Here is an 18,895-nt window from a genome sequence, read left to right on the forward strand (position 1 = left end):
AACCCGGCAGGCTGCGCAAACGAATAGACTATGTGTAGATCATCTACGAAGTAACAATGTTAGACCAATCTTTTAAAAGCATAAACTTATCATTCATAGTCATTGTAGACATTACTTTTAATCGATTAATTTCCTTTCCGATAAATAAATCATGTTTAAATCGGACAGAGCCAATCCTATCTATACAGTTGTCTAACGTACATATTTTACATCTATCAATTCTTCTCGTCTTTACTCTTAAGTCACATTCATCTATATCTGGTTCCAAAACTGAAATATCAGGAATATCTACTTCGAAAATATATATTCCTAATTTTTCAGCTTCTGAAAGCTCCGACTCCATAGTCGTTTTTTTATAATGAAGCATATGAAATAATGCTTTTTTCCCCCATCGAAATGCTTGATTATCGGATGTTGTCAAATACACATATCCAGGAGTTGTTTTATATTCTTCCGGAACATCTTGATATATAGTGTTATCTTCCGTAGTCTTTTTAATCCTACCATCTTTAATAATGCTCATGCCGTGATAAATACTTGTCCCATGATAAAATTTCACCGTAACCCTCCTCGTTCTTTAACCATGTCGAAATTGCGTCATTATCAATTAAAATATCGGATACCTCCTTCTATTATTATACTTTATGATATTTAAAGGATAAACCTCCATCGTCCAATCTTCAGATATACTAGGAGAGAAAGGAATAAAACAAAAAAGCCCGTTCCCCGGCCAGTAAAAATGGCTGAGAGACGGGCTTTAATGATTTTAATATCTTATCTTGGTTGCTCAGGCTGTGGTTGCTGTTGCTTGGGCTGCTGCTTATGACGTGATTTAGGTTGTTGCTTATGATGCGGATCGTTAGGATCAGGCTGCGGTTGATCGGCAACAGCCATCATTTGATAATTTGGAACTGAACTTTGTTGATTATCATAAGCGCTTACTATTGAAGAAAGGCTCAAAACAAACATCGCAATCATTAGAACTAACATCTTCTTCATTGATATTCCCCCAGTAGATTTCTTTCTCTATATTGCAAATATATATACCAATTCTTAGAATTCATTTAGAAGAACTTGCCATAAAAACAAAAAAAGCCGCCCGCCAGGACGAACCCGGCAGGCGGCTGCAACAATTTACTCAGTGTATGCCATTACTTCAAAGTTTTGTATCTTATCAAATGCCAAGTAATCTTTCCGGCTGGTGAATGGCCCAAGGTTAAAGTTGCTATCAAAAATATAATACGGATCACCTGTATCATCGGCACGATTTTTGTACCAAGTAAGGAACGCTTCAACTTCAGTCACAGTAACTTTGTATTCCTTTTTCAGTCCATTTACCATTTCAATAACTAGCAATACCCGACCTTCTTCAACCGGTGTTGCAGATGCTTCGTTAGAGCTAGTACCTTCACCATTTTCAGTTACTACAGAAACAACATAATAATACGTGATCCCATTTTCAACGTTTGTATCGATATAGCTTGCATCAGTTACACCACTAGCTATCGTTGCGTACTCTCCTCCAGAAGTTGTTGCTCGTTTAATGTTGTAGCTGATTGCACCAGTTATTGTTGCCCATGTAAGTGTTACTTGGGCGTCACCTGCAATTGCAATAAGATTCATCGGAGTACTCACCGAAGCTTCATTGGAATTAGAGCTTTCACCATCTGAAGTTACTGCAGAAACTACGTAATAGTAAGTAACCCCATTTTCAATAGCGGTATCAACATAGCTTGTATCAGCTACACCAGTAGCTATCGTTGTATACTCTCCCCCAGAAGTTGTTGCACGCTTAACGTTGTAGCTGGCAGCACCCGTTACTGCACTCCAAGAAAGTGTCACTTGGGAATTTTCTAAAGCTGCGACAAGATTTGTAGGTGCCTCAATTTCCGAATTATACGGTGCTATTGTTCCATTAGAATCTATATCAATTGCATCTATATTCCATTGAATATTCGGCACAGAATATATTTTGACATAGTGTTGCGTATCACTTAAATCTGTTTTATCAAATAACAATGCTTGAAAAGCAGTAGCTGAATATTGGTGAGTATAACTATACTCAGTGCCATCAATTGAGATAACCACTTGACCAGAATATCTAGTATGGTTCACCGCGGTCCCTAATATTCTAATCTTTGTTCCAGTGAAATTAAAACAAGCACTTGATGTGTTAACTAAACTGGTTTTAAGTGTGCCACCATAATAAGACGAACTTGAATTCGAATACCACGCTCCATTGTAAGTAATGTTCTCATTATCATCGTTGATTCGTTGCCACCCACTCTCTGGTGCAGTCAACGCTTTACCTAATGTCGCCATTTCACATTCCTCCAAATTAATAGTTGAACTCCAATATATCCAAGGAACTCTTATATCACTGTGTGTTTCCTGTATATCAGCTTTCACTTATATACATTCAAATCAACCGACTTTTTAAACGCCTCAACGCTCTATTTTTTATTTGATTCACTGCCTGTACCGTAATTCCCAGTACCTGCGCAATGTATGCCAGCTTACGGCCATAGACAAAAATATGAATCAATACCATGAGCTGCCGTTGGGGCAACTCATGCAGCGCTGTCAGCATACGCTCAATAATTTCCTTATATACCAGCTCAGCTTGCGGATCATCCGGGGCCGCTATATATGCAAGCACATTGTCCCCCTGACATTCCATTTGCTTTCGCTTCATTTCTTGTTTCCAAAGATTCAGTAGGCCAAATTTAACTCGGCTTTCGAGATAGCCGGCCAATGGGACTCCCTGTTCAGGATTAAAACTATGCACTCCTTGCAGCAAGGCCAGCCACGCTTCGGATTCGGCATCAGGGACTGACCGTCTATATATTCCCGCGTACTTTTTAACGAGCGGCTTAAATTCTTGGCAAAGATGTTGTTTGTCTATTCGACTCGCCTCCTAAAAATAAAATAAGCCCGGTTTCCCGAGGACTAAAGCTAAAATGAATATCTAATTCCGGCTTTTGCTTCATCGTGTTTAAAATCATATCCGACTACGCCGCCCAGGTACTTGCCATCCTTTGTAATTCGCCGGCTAGCATCAAATGTTAGTTCCTGAATGCGAGGGCTGGCTTTTTTAACAGATTCTGACCAATCAGGAATAATATTAAAACCTCGGATAACCTTGCGGTAGGCATACACATTGTACTGATTGAGATTGACGGTAGTTCCTTCGGGCATAGAAGCAACTTCGGTTAAGTCAACTGTCTTATCTGGATTTGCCGGATCGGTAACAATGGCAAAGTTAGCACCGCGCTTTTCGACTTCTTTAATGACAACTTTTTCAACTTCCACCGGCACTGTCTGTATAATCGTGTCCGGTGGTTTATTCTTCAGTTCAGCAATTTGTAGGGCAGCTTCCGCTAACTGAGATTCGAGCATTTTTACCCGGGCATTATCTGCGGACTGCCCCACACCTGCCGGTGTTTCGGCCTGCTGCTGGCTTTCTCCGGTAACCGTCTGTGGCTGGTAGTAATTCTGGTATAGCACCCACCCGGCCACCACCACCAATAAAACAACGCCAAGCAGTATAACTGCATGGCGCTTGGTTAAGCTAAACATAGTTTCTACTCTCCTTTCCCTTAATGCGCCGCCTCTCCAGCGGCGTATTTTTTATTGTAACAAACTAACAATGCCGACCAATGCCAGCAGCATGACCCCAAACGCGCCACCAATCATAGACAACAAGTAGAGCCATAACTCGCCGTCATGGCCCCCACCATCGTTTTTATACCGGTTACAATAGACAACTGCTTGGCCTACCAGGAGTAAGGCTGTAAAGCATACTGCCTTTGTCATGGCTAAATAATCCCGAACACTTTAAGCACCACTGCTGCGCCTGCAGTATATTTAATGACTGGCAAAACTGTGTCCGCCGCTGCTTTGATCTTGGTTTTTAGCTTTGATATCTGATCCTCGCCCCGGGCCTTGAGCGCGGCGAGAACAACAGTATAAAATTCGTCCCACTCTTCCTGGGCTAATGCGGCAAGTTGGTCTGCCGTCAGAGTAGATAAATCTACTCCATCAACAGTAATGGCTTCCGTGATTGCTTCGGTAGCTTCCGTGGTTTCAACATTAGTGGTTTCTTCACTCATGATTCATTCCTCCAATTTTTATTTAAAAATAGCAGTCACGGTTGAATTTAACTGCGCCGCCGGTACGTCAATTTCCGTTTGATTCTTTACGAAGACAATTTCTGTCGGCATGCCGTCCAACAAAACATTTTGGATATCTGCTGTAGTCTTGCCTTCCGGCAAAGCAAATACCCCAGATTGATCGGCGCGCGTTAAAGTTACTTGCATTGTGTTCCCCTCCTAATCATATTGAGTTAAATTATTAGCCCAGATTGTACTGAGTACTTTATCAGCATAATCCGGATCAGTTGCATATACCGGGACTAATGCGCGTACAAACTGCTCTACATCGTGCGAATTGTACCAGGCCGCCCAGGCATCGGCATAATATGGCTCCTGGGTGATCAGGATGCACCAATCGTCACACGCTTGCAATAGGGACTCATATCCCTGAAATTTAGCCGTAATCTGCTGCCATTCTCCGTTGTAACACTCCCAGGTGGTTTTCTCAATGTAGTTACCCCAGCCGCCCCACTTGCGGCCAAAGATATTGTACTCGCCGATCTTGTACCTGCCCCAGCCACTCTCTAACGCACCTTGAGAAATAAGTACACTGGCCGGCAAGTTGTAGGGTTTGCATTGAGCTTGGGCCGCCGGCGCTAACCATGAAATAAATTCTTCTGGTGTCACTCAGACCACCTCGCCGTATAGCCGCGTGTGTCGACATGGACAAATAGGCTTTCATAATACCGACCAATACCATCAGCGCCACACTGCTCAGCAATCTCGGCCAATTCATTGACGCTCATGTCGTCCGGCACCAGCACATCAGCGGCCATTCCCTGCACATGATAGCTATTCGGCACGCCGCCAACCTCGGCATTATGCTCCGGGCAACGATACGCGCAGGACAGTTGTAGGGGCCTGCCAACCTGCTCCCGCATAGCGTCCAGAATGTTTTGCAACCGGACATCAATGCCTGGTTCCTGCCCGCAATGCCTGCACGCAAACTCTTCTTTTGAGAAATATTTAGCCATTCTGTTTATCCCCTCTCATGTCGAGCGGCTGCCCGACTTGGCTATTATATTTGCTGTTTATCAGTTTGTTTGCTATCTGTGTGGCAGCACTACCACCACCGGTAAGACTAGCGAATGTTTCATAATTCTGCCAACCCATTCCGCGCCAAACAAGATAAAAACTTACAAACAAAAATGCTAGCCATCCACTGATAGCCAGCACTCTTGTAAGACTTAATTGACCATTTTCATAGAGCAGCCCGTCCATAATTTTTTTAAGAAGCTCCATGGATCAACCTCCCTTCGTCGCTACCCATATAGCTATCAAACCTGAAATAACAACCGGTCCCCAGCGCTGAATAAAACCCGAAACACCTTCCTGCGCCGCCTTCCAAAGTTCAAGCTTTTGAATACGCACCTCGTGTTTACGATTTTCCCTTTCTTCAAGTTGCGCCTTTATTGTAGCCGTATCATGGGCTACGCCGTCAATTTTATCAAACAGGCGCTGGATCACATCATCTCCCACACCTCACCTCTCCTCTCAAATGCTTATAAAAATAGCCGCTAATAGCGGCAGCAGCATGGTTCACGCGGCATATTATCACCCCATAGAAACACTGATAAAAAGAAACTAGATAATGAAAGGGAATTTCCCATACCGTACTCCAACAAAGTCAATTTCCACGGAGGCAGTCTGCTCTAAGGAGTCTTTTACTTCAAGAACTAAGTTATTTTCCTTCCCTATCTTAATGCTTTTCGTGGGCAGTTTATAGCTTATACTTATCGGGCCTGCTGCAAAGTCCGTCCAGGATACCAGGACAACATCATTAAGCGTAATTTGGTAGCTCATGGTATCTGCGTCCGCGTCACTGATAACGGCTGATAGGGTTGTTTTATCAAGTACCGCGACTATCTCAGGTATGGCATCTGTTTTAGTCAAATAGGTGGTATATTGATTTGTGGCTACTCCATCCGTGGCCTCAATCGTTATGGCGTTCGTCCCCACGATGGTTGCGCTGCTGGGTATAACAACCGAAATGTCATATTCGAACGAATCGCCTGTATTGTAGGCTTGGAACTCTTCCCCATTTACCAGGATGCGATAGCTTGCGTTGTCGCCGTCCGAATCCGCGATATGAGCGGTCAGTGTGGATTCTGTATGCGTCTCAGCGGGCGATAGGGCAACATTGGAGATTATTGGGGCAGAGTTAGTTTGGAACAAGGCGGTGATGCTCTGGAGGTAGGCTTGAGTGGATTTCTGATAAATGTAATAATAATTATATGAATTTGAAGTACCGTTAAAACCAAAGGTTATGGACGTAATCTTTTCGTTATCAGGTGAGACATAAGTAGATGTTACGCCGATTGTATAGTTTTTTATAACCATGGTTGCTGTCGCATATAAATTACTTAATATTTCTGCGTAGTTATAACGCGTACTTCCCTGTGCACCACCAGACCAAAGGGTTTGGATTTTTGATATCTTATATTCACTACTTGGAGCAGATACAGTCTTTGTATGCCAATCATAATCACCTGTAGGAAGTACACCCGAAGTATATAAATTTTCGGGTGCATAAGATGTAACGTGAGAAGCCAACAAAGAACTCATATAGCACATAAAATCAAGCTGTGTTCTTTGGAATATCTCTGCCCACTGCGCGTTTGTTATGGCTGACAATATGCTGGCCGTCATACCGTTGGTTGCAATATTGTCGCTATCCACTACAACCCAAGTTGAATCTTGGTAGGCATACCAAGTCTGCCTGCCATCAAAGCTAACCAGGAACAAGCAGCCATCACCGGCAATGTTTATGCCATTTATACCTTTAACCTTCGATAAATCAAATGAAATAACGTCTGTAGTGGTTAAAACACCATTGCCACCAGTTATGTTATTACCCACATACTCCATATCATCTTCTCTTAATTTACCAATGTCACCGGATAAGCTAAATCCCCCAGTATACGTGTATAACGTTCGATATGATGTAGCGCGATAGGTTTCTTCCAGGGTTACGACAAAATCAAGGTAATCCCGGCCACCATCATCATACAGCAAGTAAAGACGGCAGCTATTGTCGCCCGTTGCTAAGTCCGTTAGGTCTATGTTAAATGACAAAGCTGCCAAATCAATACTGGTATCTGCATAAGAGATTGACTCAGAATCACCAATAAGCAAGGAATATTTACCTATTGTGATTTCCCGAGCATTAACCGTTGACACTTCAATAGCGGAGCTTTCATAAGAGAATGTCGGCGTAACCGTCAGCCTGATATGATCGGCAGCGTTTGAGTCGTATAGTACCGTCTCGACAAGTACACCTTCATTGATTCTGCTTCTTATCCCAGGCTTCATGTTAGGCAGCATAAAGCCGGTTACGCTTTTAATACGTTTGCCGGCAGTGATACTTTTAGGAATAAAGCCGGAAACGGATCGTTGCGCCCTTGTTCCTTTGGCTATCTGAGAGCTGATATACCCAGGCGTGATTCTTTGCCTCTTGCTAAATTTTAAATTTGGCCTAAGTATGCCGGGTAATTTCTTTTCCCTCTCTTCCATTGCCAAACTTGGCCTTAAAAAACCTGTCGCTTTTCTATCCCGCTTACCACAAGATATTGTCTTTGGAACAATTCCGGGAACATTTTTGGCACGCTTTCCACATCTGAATGTTTCTGGGATAAGCCCAGTAACTACTCGTTGTATTTTTATTCCTTCAACTTTAATTACCGCTGAAAGTAGTAGCCCGTCAAAAGTTACTGAATCTCTACTTTCAATAGTCAGTACAAATTCTAAATCGCTCCCAGCTAATAGATAACCACTATAGGTTGATGTACCATACAAACGATATTGAGGATATGCGCCAGTAGTTGTAAAGTCGCCCGAGACACTTACAGCCTTACCAGCCCCCCCTGCGGTTGCTCCTGTATAGAGAGTTGTCCAGGTACTTCCATCATTACTTCCCTGAAAATAGTATGTTGTAAAATTGATGAGTACAGCTTTAAAGCTTAAGATTGTTACAGCCGTACTAAACACAATCTTATTCCAACCACTACCTGTGGTACTGGTCATCCAACCGTTACCACTTAATCCTTTATTATATAGTTTATATGCTGCATAGGAGGTAGACCTTTCATTAACGGCGCTGATGGTGTAAGTAGCATTATCAGTAAGGGATAGCACACCGGAAGCTGCAGATAAATCATCAGCAAAAATTCTATAACCATGAGTAGTTGACATTAAATCAACTCCTTATGCAGTGCGAACTAACAGAGCCAATGAAGGGAACGATAGCACATTCACCGAGGCGCATACAGCAACGTAATAGGTATATGTTCCTATGGTTATTTGGTCGCCTGTAAGTAGGTTACTGTTATAGGCGCAAAGAACGCCGTCCAGTTTGCCTCTAATGCTTTCCGTAGATGAACCGTAATAAATCTCAGATACAGCATATTTCCCTGCACCGTTAGGATTTTTGGACGGCAGCAGTGCGCTGGTGGCAATGGCATAAGGTGCGGTCACAGCGGCTTGATCGTCTGAGGTATTGCAGATCATGACCGAGCTTGCGGTTGTGCCGTTGTTGGTAGTGCCTACAAGACAACCGCGATTGTTGGACTCTGTTACATACACGGTATCCGGTTGGCCCATGTAAATGAGTGTCGGGCTGTAACCAGTTGCTGAAGGATATTCCAGTAACAGGATAATCTTACTGGCATCCGCATACACTTTATAATTGATCGGTGTAGCTGCCGCCAAAGTGGTTGTCAGCGCGGAAACGGGGACAAGATATAAGGCGGTCCAGGCCAGCGACGAACGGCCAAACGTCCCAGCTACACCACTTTCACCCGGCGTGTAGGTATCCTGCAGCCGGTAAGACATAACGCAATAATCTGTGCTTTCCACAGAGTTGGCGGCTGCAGCATTTACCGGGCGAATATTTAAGATTAGATTCTTGTCCCCGGTGTTGCCTGTAGACTTCAAAACTACATAGTCACTGGATGCCAGCGAAGATACATCTGTCCAACCTGCGGCCACCAGTTTGCTTATAATAAGTTGAAATACTTCACTCTTTAAACAAGTTCCAGAAGCAAATACATAATCTGTAGGTACTGCCATATAAACCCCTCCAATAATTTAAAACTATTATTAAATATTTTAAAATAATTTCTTAACCATTTAAAATAAACAATTGAACTGACATATCGCTATCGTCACTGGTGGTATACAGCCGTAATATATCGCCGGCAGTAATGCCGTGGCTGATAGAATAATCTCCGGACACCGAACCGGCAACGAGGTTAAAAGTTTGACCGCCAATTTTTTCCCAATTGGCGGTCTGTGCTGCATAGTCGGTGCTAGATTGTCTTTGAAGCTCAAAACTGGTGTCCGTGGTACGAACGGATTTAAGGCTGACTGTGATTTGCTTGGCCGTCCCTTTCCAGGGATACCGAATTTCATAATCCGCACTGAGGAAGGTTATGGCCCTTTCGTCTTTTTTGGCAGCAACCGTAGCAGCCAGATTCGTTAGCCCGGTTTCCGTAGCAGTTACCCTTTCTTCTAAAGCGGTAATATCCGCGGTCTGCCCTTCTTCCAGCTCCGTTAATTTAGCTTCTAAGATATCGACATTCTCATTGAAAATGTCCTTTACTACCTTGTCGCTGTCTTCTAACTTTTTAAGTTTGATATTCTCTGTTTCTGTCGCCACAAAATCACCACCTTATAAACTGGGAACGGCAATATTGTTAAATTTCGTCCCATCAAATTGATAGGCGTACAAACTTCCCGGACTTGTAGCATCGAAATAGGTGAGGACTATATAACCACTCTCTAGGGTTACGGTGTCATAAGTACCTTCCCCGGTAATTGCCAAGGCCGTGCCGTTTGGAACAAGCCATTTTCCATCCTGCACTAAAATGGCCCCTTCGGGTATTGATTCGGTGCCTTCCTCTGTTTCGGAATCGGAAGTTGTATCGGAATCCTCATCCGTTTCGGCATCCGAATCTGTAAATACCTCAGAATCTTCCTCAGTATCCGTCTCGCTATCCGTGGTTGTGTCGGTATCCGTAGTTGTTTCAGTATAAACAGTACCAAGGAGAATTAAAGGCATATTAGCAAAAGTGATCGTCTTGTTTAGCGTAGCATTTGCAAGGGATACCACTACCCCATTTGTGCTATATATACTGGCTAACAAGGTCATAGCTTCTTCTTCGGTGGTGCAGCCAGCCACGATATACGGCGGTTTCCACTCAAAGGTACGGTTTTGGTATTGGTAAGACTCCAGATCATCCAGCTTGGCCGTTATGGTTAGGATCGTATCCTGGCTGAAATCGGTGCTGTCCTGGCAACGCTCTGCCCAGGTGTAAGTAAAGTCTGTTGGCGTGGTCACTACCGCTGTCTCTTCATCTTCCGTCTGAGTTAATACTTCTTCGTGGATCAAGGTACTGCCAAGGTACGCCCGGATCACCGTCTGCAGCCCGATAGGAACCGACACCGTTTGCCCGCTGTAGTAATCGACTAAATCCTCCTGCGAGACGCAGCCGTTAGAGTTGTTTTTATTCCGGTTGGTCCAGGCCAGCGACATATTGCCGGCGGCTTTTGTTAGCCGTGAAGCGGCACTGCTTAAGTGGCTGGTCAAGCGGATTCTTCCCGGGGGGATTGGCCTCTCTGCCCGCCTTACAGTGGTCAGAGACTTAATTTTTGTATTGCTGAACTCTTCCTCTTCGGTGGCCGTGGCCGTAGTGATGTTATATTTTTCTGTTGTGGTTAACCCTTTGGCGCACACGGCCCCGCCTGTTGTAACATTGGAATAGTAGCCCCAATCCAAAAAATACACCGTATCCCCGGCGGCATGCGCGGCGGGTACGGTGTCGTAAGTGGCCCGGATGATATTCGATACTTTAAAGTTGCCGTTGGCAAGCTGGGTTAAAGTCCCCCAGCCCATTAATTCATCGTTAATCATGAGAATGCGGGAACCGTTACGGGCTAACGCAATACCGGATTCCGCTTTTCTTTTGGCTAGTTCCAGTACATCCCCGTTTATGTCGATAACCTCAAAGCCTACGGTATCCTCTGCGGAGCCATCCATAGCAATCGACCCCACAAGTTGACCGGCAGGCGTCCATTTTGTCATGCTGGTGGTTTTCGTCCAGCTTAGATCCCGATATCGCCAAATATGCCATTTTGCGGTCTTAGTGTCCGGCAGCACAGCAGTCGCATACACGTAGGTATCTTTAGACTGCAAAACTTCCCAGGGCATCTCGAAAAAGCGGAATAACTGCACCCCGGTAGGATAGTTGTCCGGCTGAGTCCAGGATGTAGAATCACCGGAGCTATATGTTGTTTTTCCTACACCAAAAACGTCCTCAATCGCGTCAATAGTTACTTCCCCGGTAACGAAATCGCCCAGGTCAATGTCATTCACCCGCATAACCAGTTTTTCTATGCCGTAAGGGTCCCAGTTGAGCTTAAACACATCCCCTTGCCGGAGCGAACTTGCTTTGCGGTTGCATACCAAGCGCACCGATGCCAGCGGATAGCCTTTTTCCCTGAGTTCCCGGTTTGCGGCCCAGGCTGCATTTGTGGAAGTCGTAAAATAGGTAAAATCCACATCCTCGGAATTGCGGTCGCCGTCATTGGCCTCAATAATCGCCGGGTCATTATCCGTCACGGTGCTTGTCTCATATAAAGACGAACTGTCGGAGTATTTGGCGACAATCTCACCTTTGGAATTTGACCAAACGGTGCGGGTATATTTTATTTCACTTACAATAGAGGAATCCAGCACCGGCAAGGTGTCGATATCGTAATCATCCCGAATGAGCTTGAACGTCAGCTTGCCGGTCTGCGGATCATCATAACGAACCATGTCTAAATGCTCACAGAGGTTGTCAATAATCGTGCTTACTTCGGTTCGGGATGTTATCTTAATGGATACGCCCCGGCCTTCTTCGGCCAGCGTTTTACCGCAGGCCAGCATCGAATCCACATTTAAAACAGCAGGGTCTTTCCCTAACCCCCACTCGTTATTGACCGTCATTTCATAAATGCATTCCATAGGATTTGCGTCATTGTCGCCAATACCGCCAAGCCCCAGCCGGTTAGGTATCCACTGCATATCAAAATACATATTCGGGACTTGAGCCTGTTTGCCGACATAGGCCGTTGGCACAACCGCACTCACAAACGGGCGGTAAGCTGGCGTAAGGCCGCGTAATTCCTCCTGTACGGAATCGGCGCTCATTTGCTCAACCATCCAGGAGTCGGCTGGTTGCTCGGCGCCACCTAAATATATCCGCACATCCCCGATGAAGCCGCCGCCTTCGTCAGCCCCGCCAAATAATTCGTCATTATCAACGCTAATAACATAAGGCGTGGTCAAATGGTCTTCTCGTGACGCGTCCCCGGTCCATACCGGCCCGCTATTATCGTCGTCGCTGTTTTTATCGTAGCCGATGTACAGGCCGCGCAGCCTAATATTCTCCCCGGTAACGCAAACCAACACCTGATAGCCCAGATAGTATTTAAATCCCTTTTGTATGGTGGTCTTGAGGTTGTGGCCGTTTATCAGCCACATTAAAAGCCATTTGGCAAGATAGAGCAGATATTTCGGGCCTTCATGCTCTTTGCTTTTAAGTTTAGTCGGGTCCGACATTTCAGAGCTTGTCGATACTTTGCTGCTGTTCGTTGCTGTAACCTGCTTAGTCGGAACTTCCGTTCCTGTGTTCCCGGTACCCGTGATTGTTACAGAGCCGCCAGAGTTACTACCCGTACCCGTAGTTTCAGCGACATGCTTATGCGGTGTCACAACCGTACCGGATGCAGGCGTTAAACTCCAGGCAAGAATGTCGGTCAGTATGATACCCCATGCATTAAACTCAGACCATGCCCCGTATGCCTCTGTATACGCTTTCGCGCTAAAATCCCCATAGTAAATAGTTAACGGACTTTTGATGATTTGCCGTCCCATGACAACCGGCACCGGTGTGCCCAGCTCGGCGGCTTCCGCGCCTAACTCGGACGGATCACTGTCTGTATCATTATCACTACGATTTAAAAAGTAAGACAGGAGCGTGGTTAGTCCCCATCCCACCCATTTGTTCATTGCCATAACTGCCGCCTCCTAAAGCGATATCGTGCCAATATACCCGTCTGTATCGCGCTGTACCACCGTAGAATCCACCCAATACACGCCGCTGCCCACTTTATCGTCGTTACTGAACTCAGGCGGCACATAAGGACAACCGGTATAATTTAAGGTATTGTCATATCGAGTCGCGCAGGTCTTAAACAACTTGTCACAACCAGGATATATAGTCACGTTACCCATAGGCGTAGTCGGAAACGGATAGCGGAGGGTTAGCGTTGTTTCATTGCTGGCGGTTATCATCCGGACGTTATTGTTATAGTAAAACAGCCCCCCGGCAAAATAATCGTCCTCATAGCCGGTCAAGTCCACGGTTACAGTAAGGCCCTTATAGCCGTCAATATAAATTTCCTTGGCATGGTCCGCTTTGTTTAACCGGCAGGAAGCGTCATAAATTACATTACAACAAAAAAACTGCCGTGTGAAATTGGGCAGTTTCCGGGTCAGCCAGTTTTCCATCTTTACCGTCAAGTTGCATTCGGAGTCTTCAAAAGCGGCCTCAATGATTTCGCCGACAAATATAGTGTCGTAGGCTGCGTGATCCTGGTCATGGAGCCTAAAAATGTTTAGATATACCGGCTTGTCCGGCGGTGATGCCTTAAACAGCGCGGCCACGGCATTATCCTTATCCACTGTTACCACCGTGGAATTGGAGCTACCTTTACTGGACGGCTTGATAGCGTCCCGCTTGATGTGGTCAGCCGTGTATGTCTCTGTACTGGTCGCGCTGTCCGTTGTCACCGTCAAGGCCACGTCATAGCGGCTGGATGTATACTGATACGTGGTATCGCCATAGAAAAACTTATAGCACTCCAGCGGCTGGCCATCCTGGGTGCTATTTTCGTAGGTAGATATATTACTGTCAGCCATTTAAGCATTTACCTCCGCAAACGATGTAGTAACAGTCGCAATGCCGGTGGTATCATAGTCGGTTGTCAGCGTGTCGCTGTCAAACCGATACCGGCAGAGAAAGGAAATCATAACTACATCAGACTTTCTCAGGGGCGAGGTAAGCGCAGTCTCTAAATAGACCTTGCCATATTCGCCGGTACTGTCTGTTGCATACCCCGCAACCGGGAAAATCTTTACCGAGCCGGACCGTAAAAAGACAATGATTAATTTCCTCCGGGACAAACTGGCGTAATATTTCCAGTAGAGCGGCCACTCGACAAGCAAATAGAGCTGGCCGCTGGACGCCGTTTCCGCCAGGGTCATATCACTTAACCAGGACGGGGCATAAAAAGATTTCAGCCGGCCCTTGCACCTAGTAAAAAACCGCTGGAAATTATTAATCTCTGAGCGGCTTGTTAATACATAATCAATCTCTTTATTTTCCGAGGCGTATACGCTTTTTAAATCATATTTGACAAGCCCGGTTTCATTGTCCAATAGATTCGCGTTTCGCGTGAAATTAGCCGACAGATCGCCTGTCCAGGACGGGGCCAAGGGAAATATATCCACGCCCAGGTAAGAGGCTGGTATAGCGTCTTGAAATGGGGTTTTGCAGTTCCACGCTTCGTAGTTATCCTCATTAAACGCTGTCGGCAGAGAAGTGAGGCTGTAGTCGTCCAACAGCTCCACATTGAGCTGCATGGTGGTCAGATGCGAGGCATAGACCGAATATTTATCCTCCGGCTTTAAGTACCCGTAGGCGGTCGGGTAAATCATCGTCGTAGCCTTCGGATAGTCTTGCTCCAGTATTTCCGTCAGTTTTAAAGAGCCATCGGCATAAAGTGCCTTTAAAAAATACCGATCACCTCCGGTCTTGTCGTTACGCCAAAACATAATGCCGCTGCAGCCCCGGAACTGCCAGAGACTGACGGTATCTACACTTACATGCGAAAAGTTTTCATAGGCACTTTCCGTCATACGGCAGCCAGCATGCCACAACGGGATTTCGATTTTTTGATTTTGTTTGGCATAGGACAGCGCCCGCAGATACTGGCTCTGCGCCCCATTCATGCCGTAATAGTCATAGGCAAGGGAACGGCGCGGGTAGGTTCTGAGCGCCATGCGCTGCTCGGTGGCATCCCAGGCTTTATGGATTTGCGTTTTAAATGCAAGGGCTTCGGAAATTTCAGTTGCCAAATCATCACCACCTTGGCGATAAGTCGAATATTCTTCGGGTATTCGCTACAATATCAGAACTTTGGAAGTACCACTGGCAGAACTGCCACAGCATCCATGGCTCATAGGTAATGTCTGAATCGCTACTTAATAAATTCTGCGCAAACGCGGCAATCATCAGGTAGTCCAGACTTTTAAAGTATCCATCCCGCAACTGCTCCGGCCTACTACTGGACGGGAGACTATCAAGCCATTCTTTCAGCATTGAAGGCTCATAAGTGACAAAAGGATTGGCATTTAGCAGGTTGGCCGCAAAGGCGGCTATCAGTAAATACTCATTGTTAGCAATTGTTTTCTCGCCGGTCCGGGAGTTATCCCTACTGACCGCATAATCGGTAAGCCAGGAAATTAAGTCTATTGGATAGTTGTTAGTAGCTACCCAAGCCCCGCCATCCTGCAGCAGCAGCGGGTTATATTCCGGTTCAATACCTATGCGGTTTAAGGCTGCATCGCCAGATCCGTGGCCACTCTCGGAAATTCGGCTAAATACGGCATGTTGTGTCCCTTCGGCCAGATATTCGCTTTCCCACCAGGAGACGGCCTCCACCCTTGACGTTTTGGTGACAACCGCCAGTGTGCCTATCAAAAAAGCATTCCTGTTGGTATAATCCAGTTCTTGCAGCACGACTTGCACCAGAGCCATAACGCCCCAGGAAACTTCCAAATCCTCAATGGTGTCAATCCCCGTCCGGGTTGTAATATTACCATTTGTGTCCGTAATGACAAACACGCCGGTAGCTACATTCCAAACATAGCTGCCAGCGGTGTCCATGTAGGTAATGGTTTGGTTATTGCCCCAGGATTTATTTATCCGGGCCATGACACCCCAGGTTAGGGGTTCGGTAACGGTAGTAAGCGATTCGGCGAGCAGCTTCATGCGCAAGGGGTTTACCTTCGTTGCCCGGCCTACAATATTGGCGCTGGCTTTACCCAAGGCTGACAGGTCCATATATCGTTGCGCTACCGTTTCAGCCATCTAACGCGCCTCCTATTGCTTAATCGAAATACCGTCATAGCCTAAACTACCGCCCCGACTGGTCTGTGGAAAGGCTTGGAACAGGTTGCCGGATGCCGGGTAATTTATATCGTAGGTGCTGGCTGGCGCCACGTTGCGCGTCGAGATAAAATAAATACCCGGCACATATCCGCACTGGCTGAAGTTACTAAGTGCATCCGGGTCGCGCAAGGCGTAGACGGCCAGCGGCAGGTTTACGCTGATGCAGTTCAGGGTGTTGACGTTCCGGCCTGTATCGGTGGCCGACTGCGATTGAATATAACGATAGTGCGGGATTTTCGGATACCAGGAATTGGCTATCACATCATCCCCAAATACCGGCAGCGCAATCCGCTTGCCCGTATACCCAGCGTCAGCGGTGGCCGTGGCCGGTCCGGCGCTTCCCCAAAGCACTTCAGGGGACCGGTTAGGCGCCGCGTCGATATTCGCCCGCAAAAACGTGTTGGCTTTGGCATTGACGGCAAACAGATAGTCGCTCGTTGCTTCAATCGTCTGCGAAGTCATGGAGGATACAAACAGATTGGCACTGTTGCGGCTGGCGCTAAAGATGGCGCCGCCTGTCCAGGAGCCAATCTTGTACACTTCACCTACAGCCATGTGCTGAAATACGCCGTCAAAAAGTTCAACGGATATGGTTATCATTTCTGCCGGGTCTGCTATGTGATTGAAATAGACATTGCAGGCTTTATTAAAATAAATGGGGATACCGCAGCCAATAACTTCACCGGTGGTCATTTGGCAGGCGCCGGTCTGGTCATACCAAAGGCCACTTGCCGGCAACTCCGTATAGGCCGTGGAACAGGTCAGGCCCACACCATACATATATCCGGTGGTGCTATGGGTCTGAAATATGTTTTTGCCGTTAGCGGCCCGGAAATGGGCGAAGGTGTCGCCGCCAGGGCTTTGAATAACAAGTCGTTTTCCATCGGTGCCGGTGCTGCCGTCAATAGGGGTATCATCCCCCTCATACAGAACCGTCCAGCCGGAGCTTGTTGCAAAGGTACTTAGCGCAACTAAAAGCTGATTGGGTGTAGTAATCGACGTTTTTGTGTAAGCCATGTCTAAACCTCCAATTCTATAAGCATTTTAAATTGCTTACCGTACTTGATGATTTCTTTATACTGAGAAAAGTAGCTGCTTTGGTCAACATAGCCAGTCACCCAGGGGATAACATACCATAGGCGGTCTTCCCAGCAATTCGGGATTAATAGGCACGCTTTGCCGTTGACGGTGATTTGCCCAATCGGTAGGTCAGTGCCAGGCCAAGTCATGCCCCATAGTGAGCCAAACAGGTTAACCTTGTGATTTACAGAGTCATTCTGGATCAGTTGCAACGGCTCCAGGGTTATGGTATCGTCACTGGACAAACAGGGCGCCACGCCGGTTAGTTCCACATTGGTTGGCTTGATCCGACAGCCGTCGGCTGTGTTGCTCTCCCGGACCGGGCGCTCTACGGTAAAGTAGTAGTTGGTCACGTTTGACGAACTTGTATAGCTGCGGTTTTTTAACTCCTGCGTCCAGTTGCTGAAATATGTCCATGTCCCATCCGGCAAACATAAGGCAACGTGTGAAGCGCCGTTTTCGCAGGGCGCAAGCGGTAGGCTCCGTGACATGGACCAGTTGCTGTAGGAATAATCGATCTTATTCCCTTTAATCACTTTCAGCGTTCCGTTAACCACCGTGTTTTCACCAACAATACTAAGTCCGGTGCAGGTTCCGGCGACAACAGCGGGGAACGGATACTGCATTACGGCTTCGAAAGGCTCCAGCAGTCCTGCGTGTCCCATATCCCACTGTATGCCGTTACGTGTAACTATCGTTAAATGGCTTGCGTCCTTGATGAACCAGTATTTAAAACAACCGCTGGACGGTTCTCCTGACGGCAGGGCAATCCCCGGATAACCCCAGCCGGGATACACCGGCGGGGTAAGCTCCGTTTGGGAAGTAGAACCCGTCTTTGTATAAAAGAGAGGGTACAAGTCAAGATCAAGTTCGGCTGTATCTATGGCCCCTGGCTGTTCATCCCAGTTGAGCCCGTCAATGAATTGTTTGAAAACACCGAACACCAGACACTTTCCGTAGGATTTTACTAAGTTGTTATGGCCGGATAGCGTATAGGTGACTGTGCCTTTGCTTAGGTCGTGTACATCATTCCATACGGCAAAGGACGCCGCGCCGCTGGTATGGGTAAAGTTTGCTCCCGGTTTGTTAAGAGCCGATTTAGCCCATAAAACTCTTTTCGCAATGACCTCCGATTGCAAAAGCCAGGAGGAATACGCGGTGCTGCTGGTAAAGTCCAGGACCATCAGGCCGATGTAACAGCTATTTTTGCCGTCAAGCCCTTTAGCCTTTAGAATCGTTCCCTTGGGCCACGCCTCATTTTGCATTAATGTCCAGGCATCATCACCATGAATTGAGGTGTCGGTAGCCCAGGCTACAAGCTGAGTTATGAGGTCTTCCAGGCTTGTAGCCTCGCCTTGTTTGTACGGCATCTACCCGGCCCCC

21 protein-coding genes are annotated in these 18,895 nt (G+C 46.5%); all 21 read right to left on the minus strand.

Translation table 11 applies throughout. The annotated features are described in order from the left end of the window. Positions 1 to 43 precede the first annotated feature (43 nt). The gene (locus SATMO3_RS28360; RefSeq protein WP_371374317.1) at positions 44 to 559 is read right to left on the minus strand and encodes a hypothetical protein; all 516 of its coding nucleotides are present in this window, start codon (positions 557 to 559) and stop codon (positions 44 to 46) included. 215 nt (positions 560 to 774) lie between these two features. Beyond that, the gene (locus SATMO3_RS28365; protein WP_371374319.1) at positions 775 to 999 is read right to left on the minus strand and encodes a hypothetical protein; all 225 of its coding nucleotides are present in this window, start codon (positions 997 to 999) and stop codon (positions 775 to 777) included. A gap of 135 nt (positions 1,000 to 1,134) precedes the next feature. After that, entirely contained in the window at positions 1,135 to 2,322 is a 1,188-nt protein-coding gene (locus tag SATMO3_RS28370) for a fibronectin type III domain-containing protein (protein WP_371374322.1), read from the minus strand. Positions 2,323 to 2,419: 97 nt separating this feature from the next. Beyond that, positions 2,420 to 2,905 carry a sigma-70 family RNA polymerase sigma factor gene (locus SATMO3_RS28375; protein WP_371381816.1) on the minus strand — a complete coding sequence of 162 codons (486 nt, stop codon included), beginning with the start codon at positions 2,903 to 2,905 and terminating at the stop codon, positions 2,420 to 2,422. A 50-nt stretch (positions 2,906 to 2,955) separates the two neighbouring features. After that, positions 2,956 to 3,579, minus strand: a complete 624-nt coding sequence (locus SATMO3_RS28380) for a hypothetical protein (RefSeq protein ID WP_371374324.1) — start codon at positions 3,577 to 3,579, stop codon at positions 2,956 to 2,958. A gap of 51 nt (positions 3,580 to 3,630) precedes the next feature. Beyond that, positions 3,631 to 3,816, minus strand: a complete 186-nt coding sequence (locus tag SATMO3_RS28385; protein ID WP_371374327.1) for a hypothetical protein — start codon at positions 3,814 to 3,816, stop codon at positions 3,631 to 3,633. A gap of 2 nt (positions 3,817 to 3,818) precedes the next feature. Beyond that, positions 3,819 to 4,112: a hypothetical protein gene (locus tag SATMO3_RS28390; RefSeq protein ID WP_371374329.1), complete on the minus strand. Its 294-nt coding sequence runs from the start codon at positions 4,110 to 4,112 to the stop codon at positions 3,819 to 3,821. An 18-nt stretch (positions 4,113 to 4,130) separates the two neighbouring features. Then, positions 4,131 to 4,319, minus strand: coding sequence for a hypothetical protein (locus SATMO3_RS28395; RefSeq protein ID WP_371374332.1), 189 nt, complete (start codon positions 4,317 to 4,319; stop codon positions 4,131 to 4,133). Between the two features lie 12 nt (positions 4,320 to 4,331). Further along, complete coding sequence (locus SATMO3_RS28400; RefSeq protein ID WP_371374334.1) at positions 4,332 to 4,781, minus strand: glycoside hydrolase family 73 protein; 450 nt, start codon at positions 4,779 to 4,781, stop codon at positions 4,332 to 4,334. Further along, positions 4,778 to 5,128 carry a YcbK family protein gene (locus tag SATMO3_RS28405; protein ID WP_371374337.1) on the minus strand — a complete coding sequence of 117 codons (351 nt, stop codon included), beginning with the start codon at positions 5,126 to 5,128 and terminating at the stop codon, positions 4,778 to 4,780. Before SATMO3_RS28405 ends, SATMO3_RS28400 begins: the two co-directional genes overlap by 4 nt. Next, positions 5,121 to 5,396 (minus strand): hypothetical protein, encoded by a 276-nt coding sequence (locus tag SATMO3_RS28410; protein WP_371374339.1) that lies wholly within the window; start codon positions 5,394 to 5,396, stop codon positions 5,121 to 5,123. The genes SATMO3_RS28405 and SATMO3_RS28410 overlap by 8 nt, the downstream gene beginning before the upstream one ends. 3 nt (positions 5,397 to 5,399) lie before the next feature. Next, on the minus strand, positions 5,400 to 5,633 hold the full coding sequence (locus tag SATMO3_RS28415; protein ID WP_371374342.1) for a hypothetical protein: 234 nt from the start codon (positions 5,631 to 5,633) through the stop codon (positions 5,400 to 5,402). Between the two features lie 105 nt (positions 5,634 to 5,738). Then, entirely contained in the window at positions 5,739 to 8,345 is a 2,607-nt protein-coding gene (locus tag SATMO3_RS28420; RefSeq protein WP_371374344.1) for a hypothetical protein, read from the minus strand. Positions 8,346 to 8,357: 12 nt separating this feature from the next. Continuing rightward, positions 8,358 to 9,221, minus strand: coding sequence for a hypothetical protein (locus SATMO3_RS28425; RefSeq protein ID WP_371374347.1), 864 nt, complete (start codon positions 9,219 to 9,221; stop codon positions 8,358 to 8,360). Between the two features lie 52 nt (positions 9,222 to 9,273). Beyond that, positions 9,274 to 9,810 (minus strand): hypothetical protein, encoded by a 537-nt coding sequence (locus SATMO3_RS28430; RefSeq protein ID WP_371374349.1) that lies wholly within the window; start codon positions 9,808 to 9,810, stop codon positions 9,274 to 9,276. A 12-nt stretch (positions 9,811 to 9,822) separates the two neighbouring features. Continuing rightward, complete coding sequence (locus SATMO3_RS28435) at positions 9,823 to 13,212, minus strand: phage tail protein (RefSeq protein ID WP_371374352.1); 3,390 nt, start codon at positions 13,210 to 13,212, stop codon at positions 9,823 to 9,825. Positions 13,213 to 13,224: 12 nt separating this feature from the next. Further along, positions 13,225 to 14,118, minus strand: coding sequence for a phage BR0599 family protein (locus tag SATMO3_RS28440; RefSeq protein ID WP_371374356.1), 894 nt, complete (start codon positions 14,116 to 14,118; stop codon positions 13,225 to 13,227). Then, complete coding sequence (locus SATMO3_RS28445; RefSeq protein WP_371374359.1) at positions 14,119 to 15,336, minus strand: hypothetical protein; 1,218 nt, start codon at positions 15,334 to 15,336, stop codon at positions 14,119 to 14,121. 4 nt (positions 15,337 to 15,340) lie between these two features. Continuing rightward, on the minus strand, positions 15,341 to 16,351 hold the full coding sequence (locus SATMO3_RS28450) for a hypothetical protein (RefSeq protein ID WP_371374362.1): 1,011 nt from the start codon (positions 16,349 to 16,351) through the stop codon (positions 15,341 to 15,343). Positions 16,352 to 16,363: 12 nt separating this feature from the next. Continuing rightward, complete coding sequence (locus SATMO3_RS28455) at positions 16,364 to 17,449, minus strand: hypothetical protein (protein ID WP_371374364.1); 1,086 nt, start codon at positions 17,447 to 17,449, stop codon at positions 16,364 to 16,366. Between the two features lie 2 nt (positions 17,450 to 17,451). Beyond that, a complete protein-coding gene (locus tag SATMO3_RS28460; RefSeq protein ID WP_371374367.1) occupies positions 17,452 to 18,882 on the minus strand; it encodes a hypothetical protein in 1,431 nt (476 codons plus the stop codon). Positions 18,883 to 18,895 lie beyond the last annotated feature (13 nt).

This window comes from Sporomusa aerivorans (genome assembly GCF_041428895.1).
GTDB lineage: Bacteria > Bacillota > Negativicutes > Sporomusales > Sporomusaceae > Sporomusa > Sporomusa aerivorans.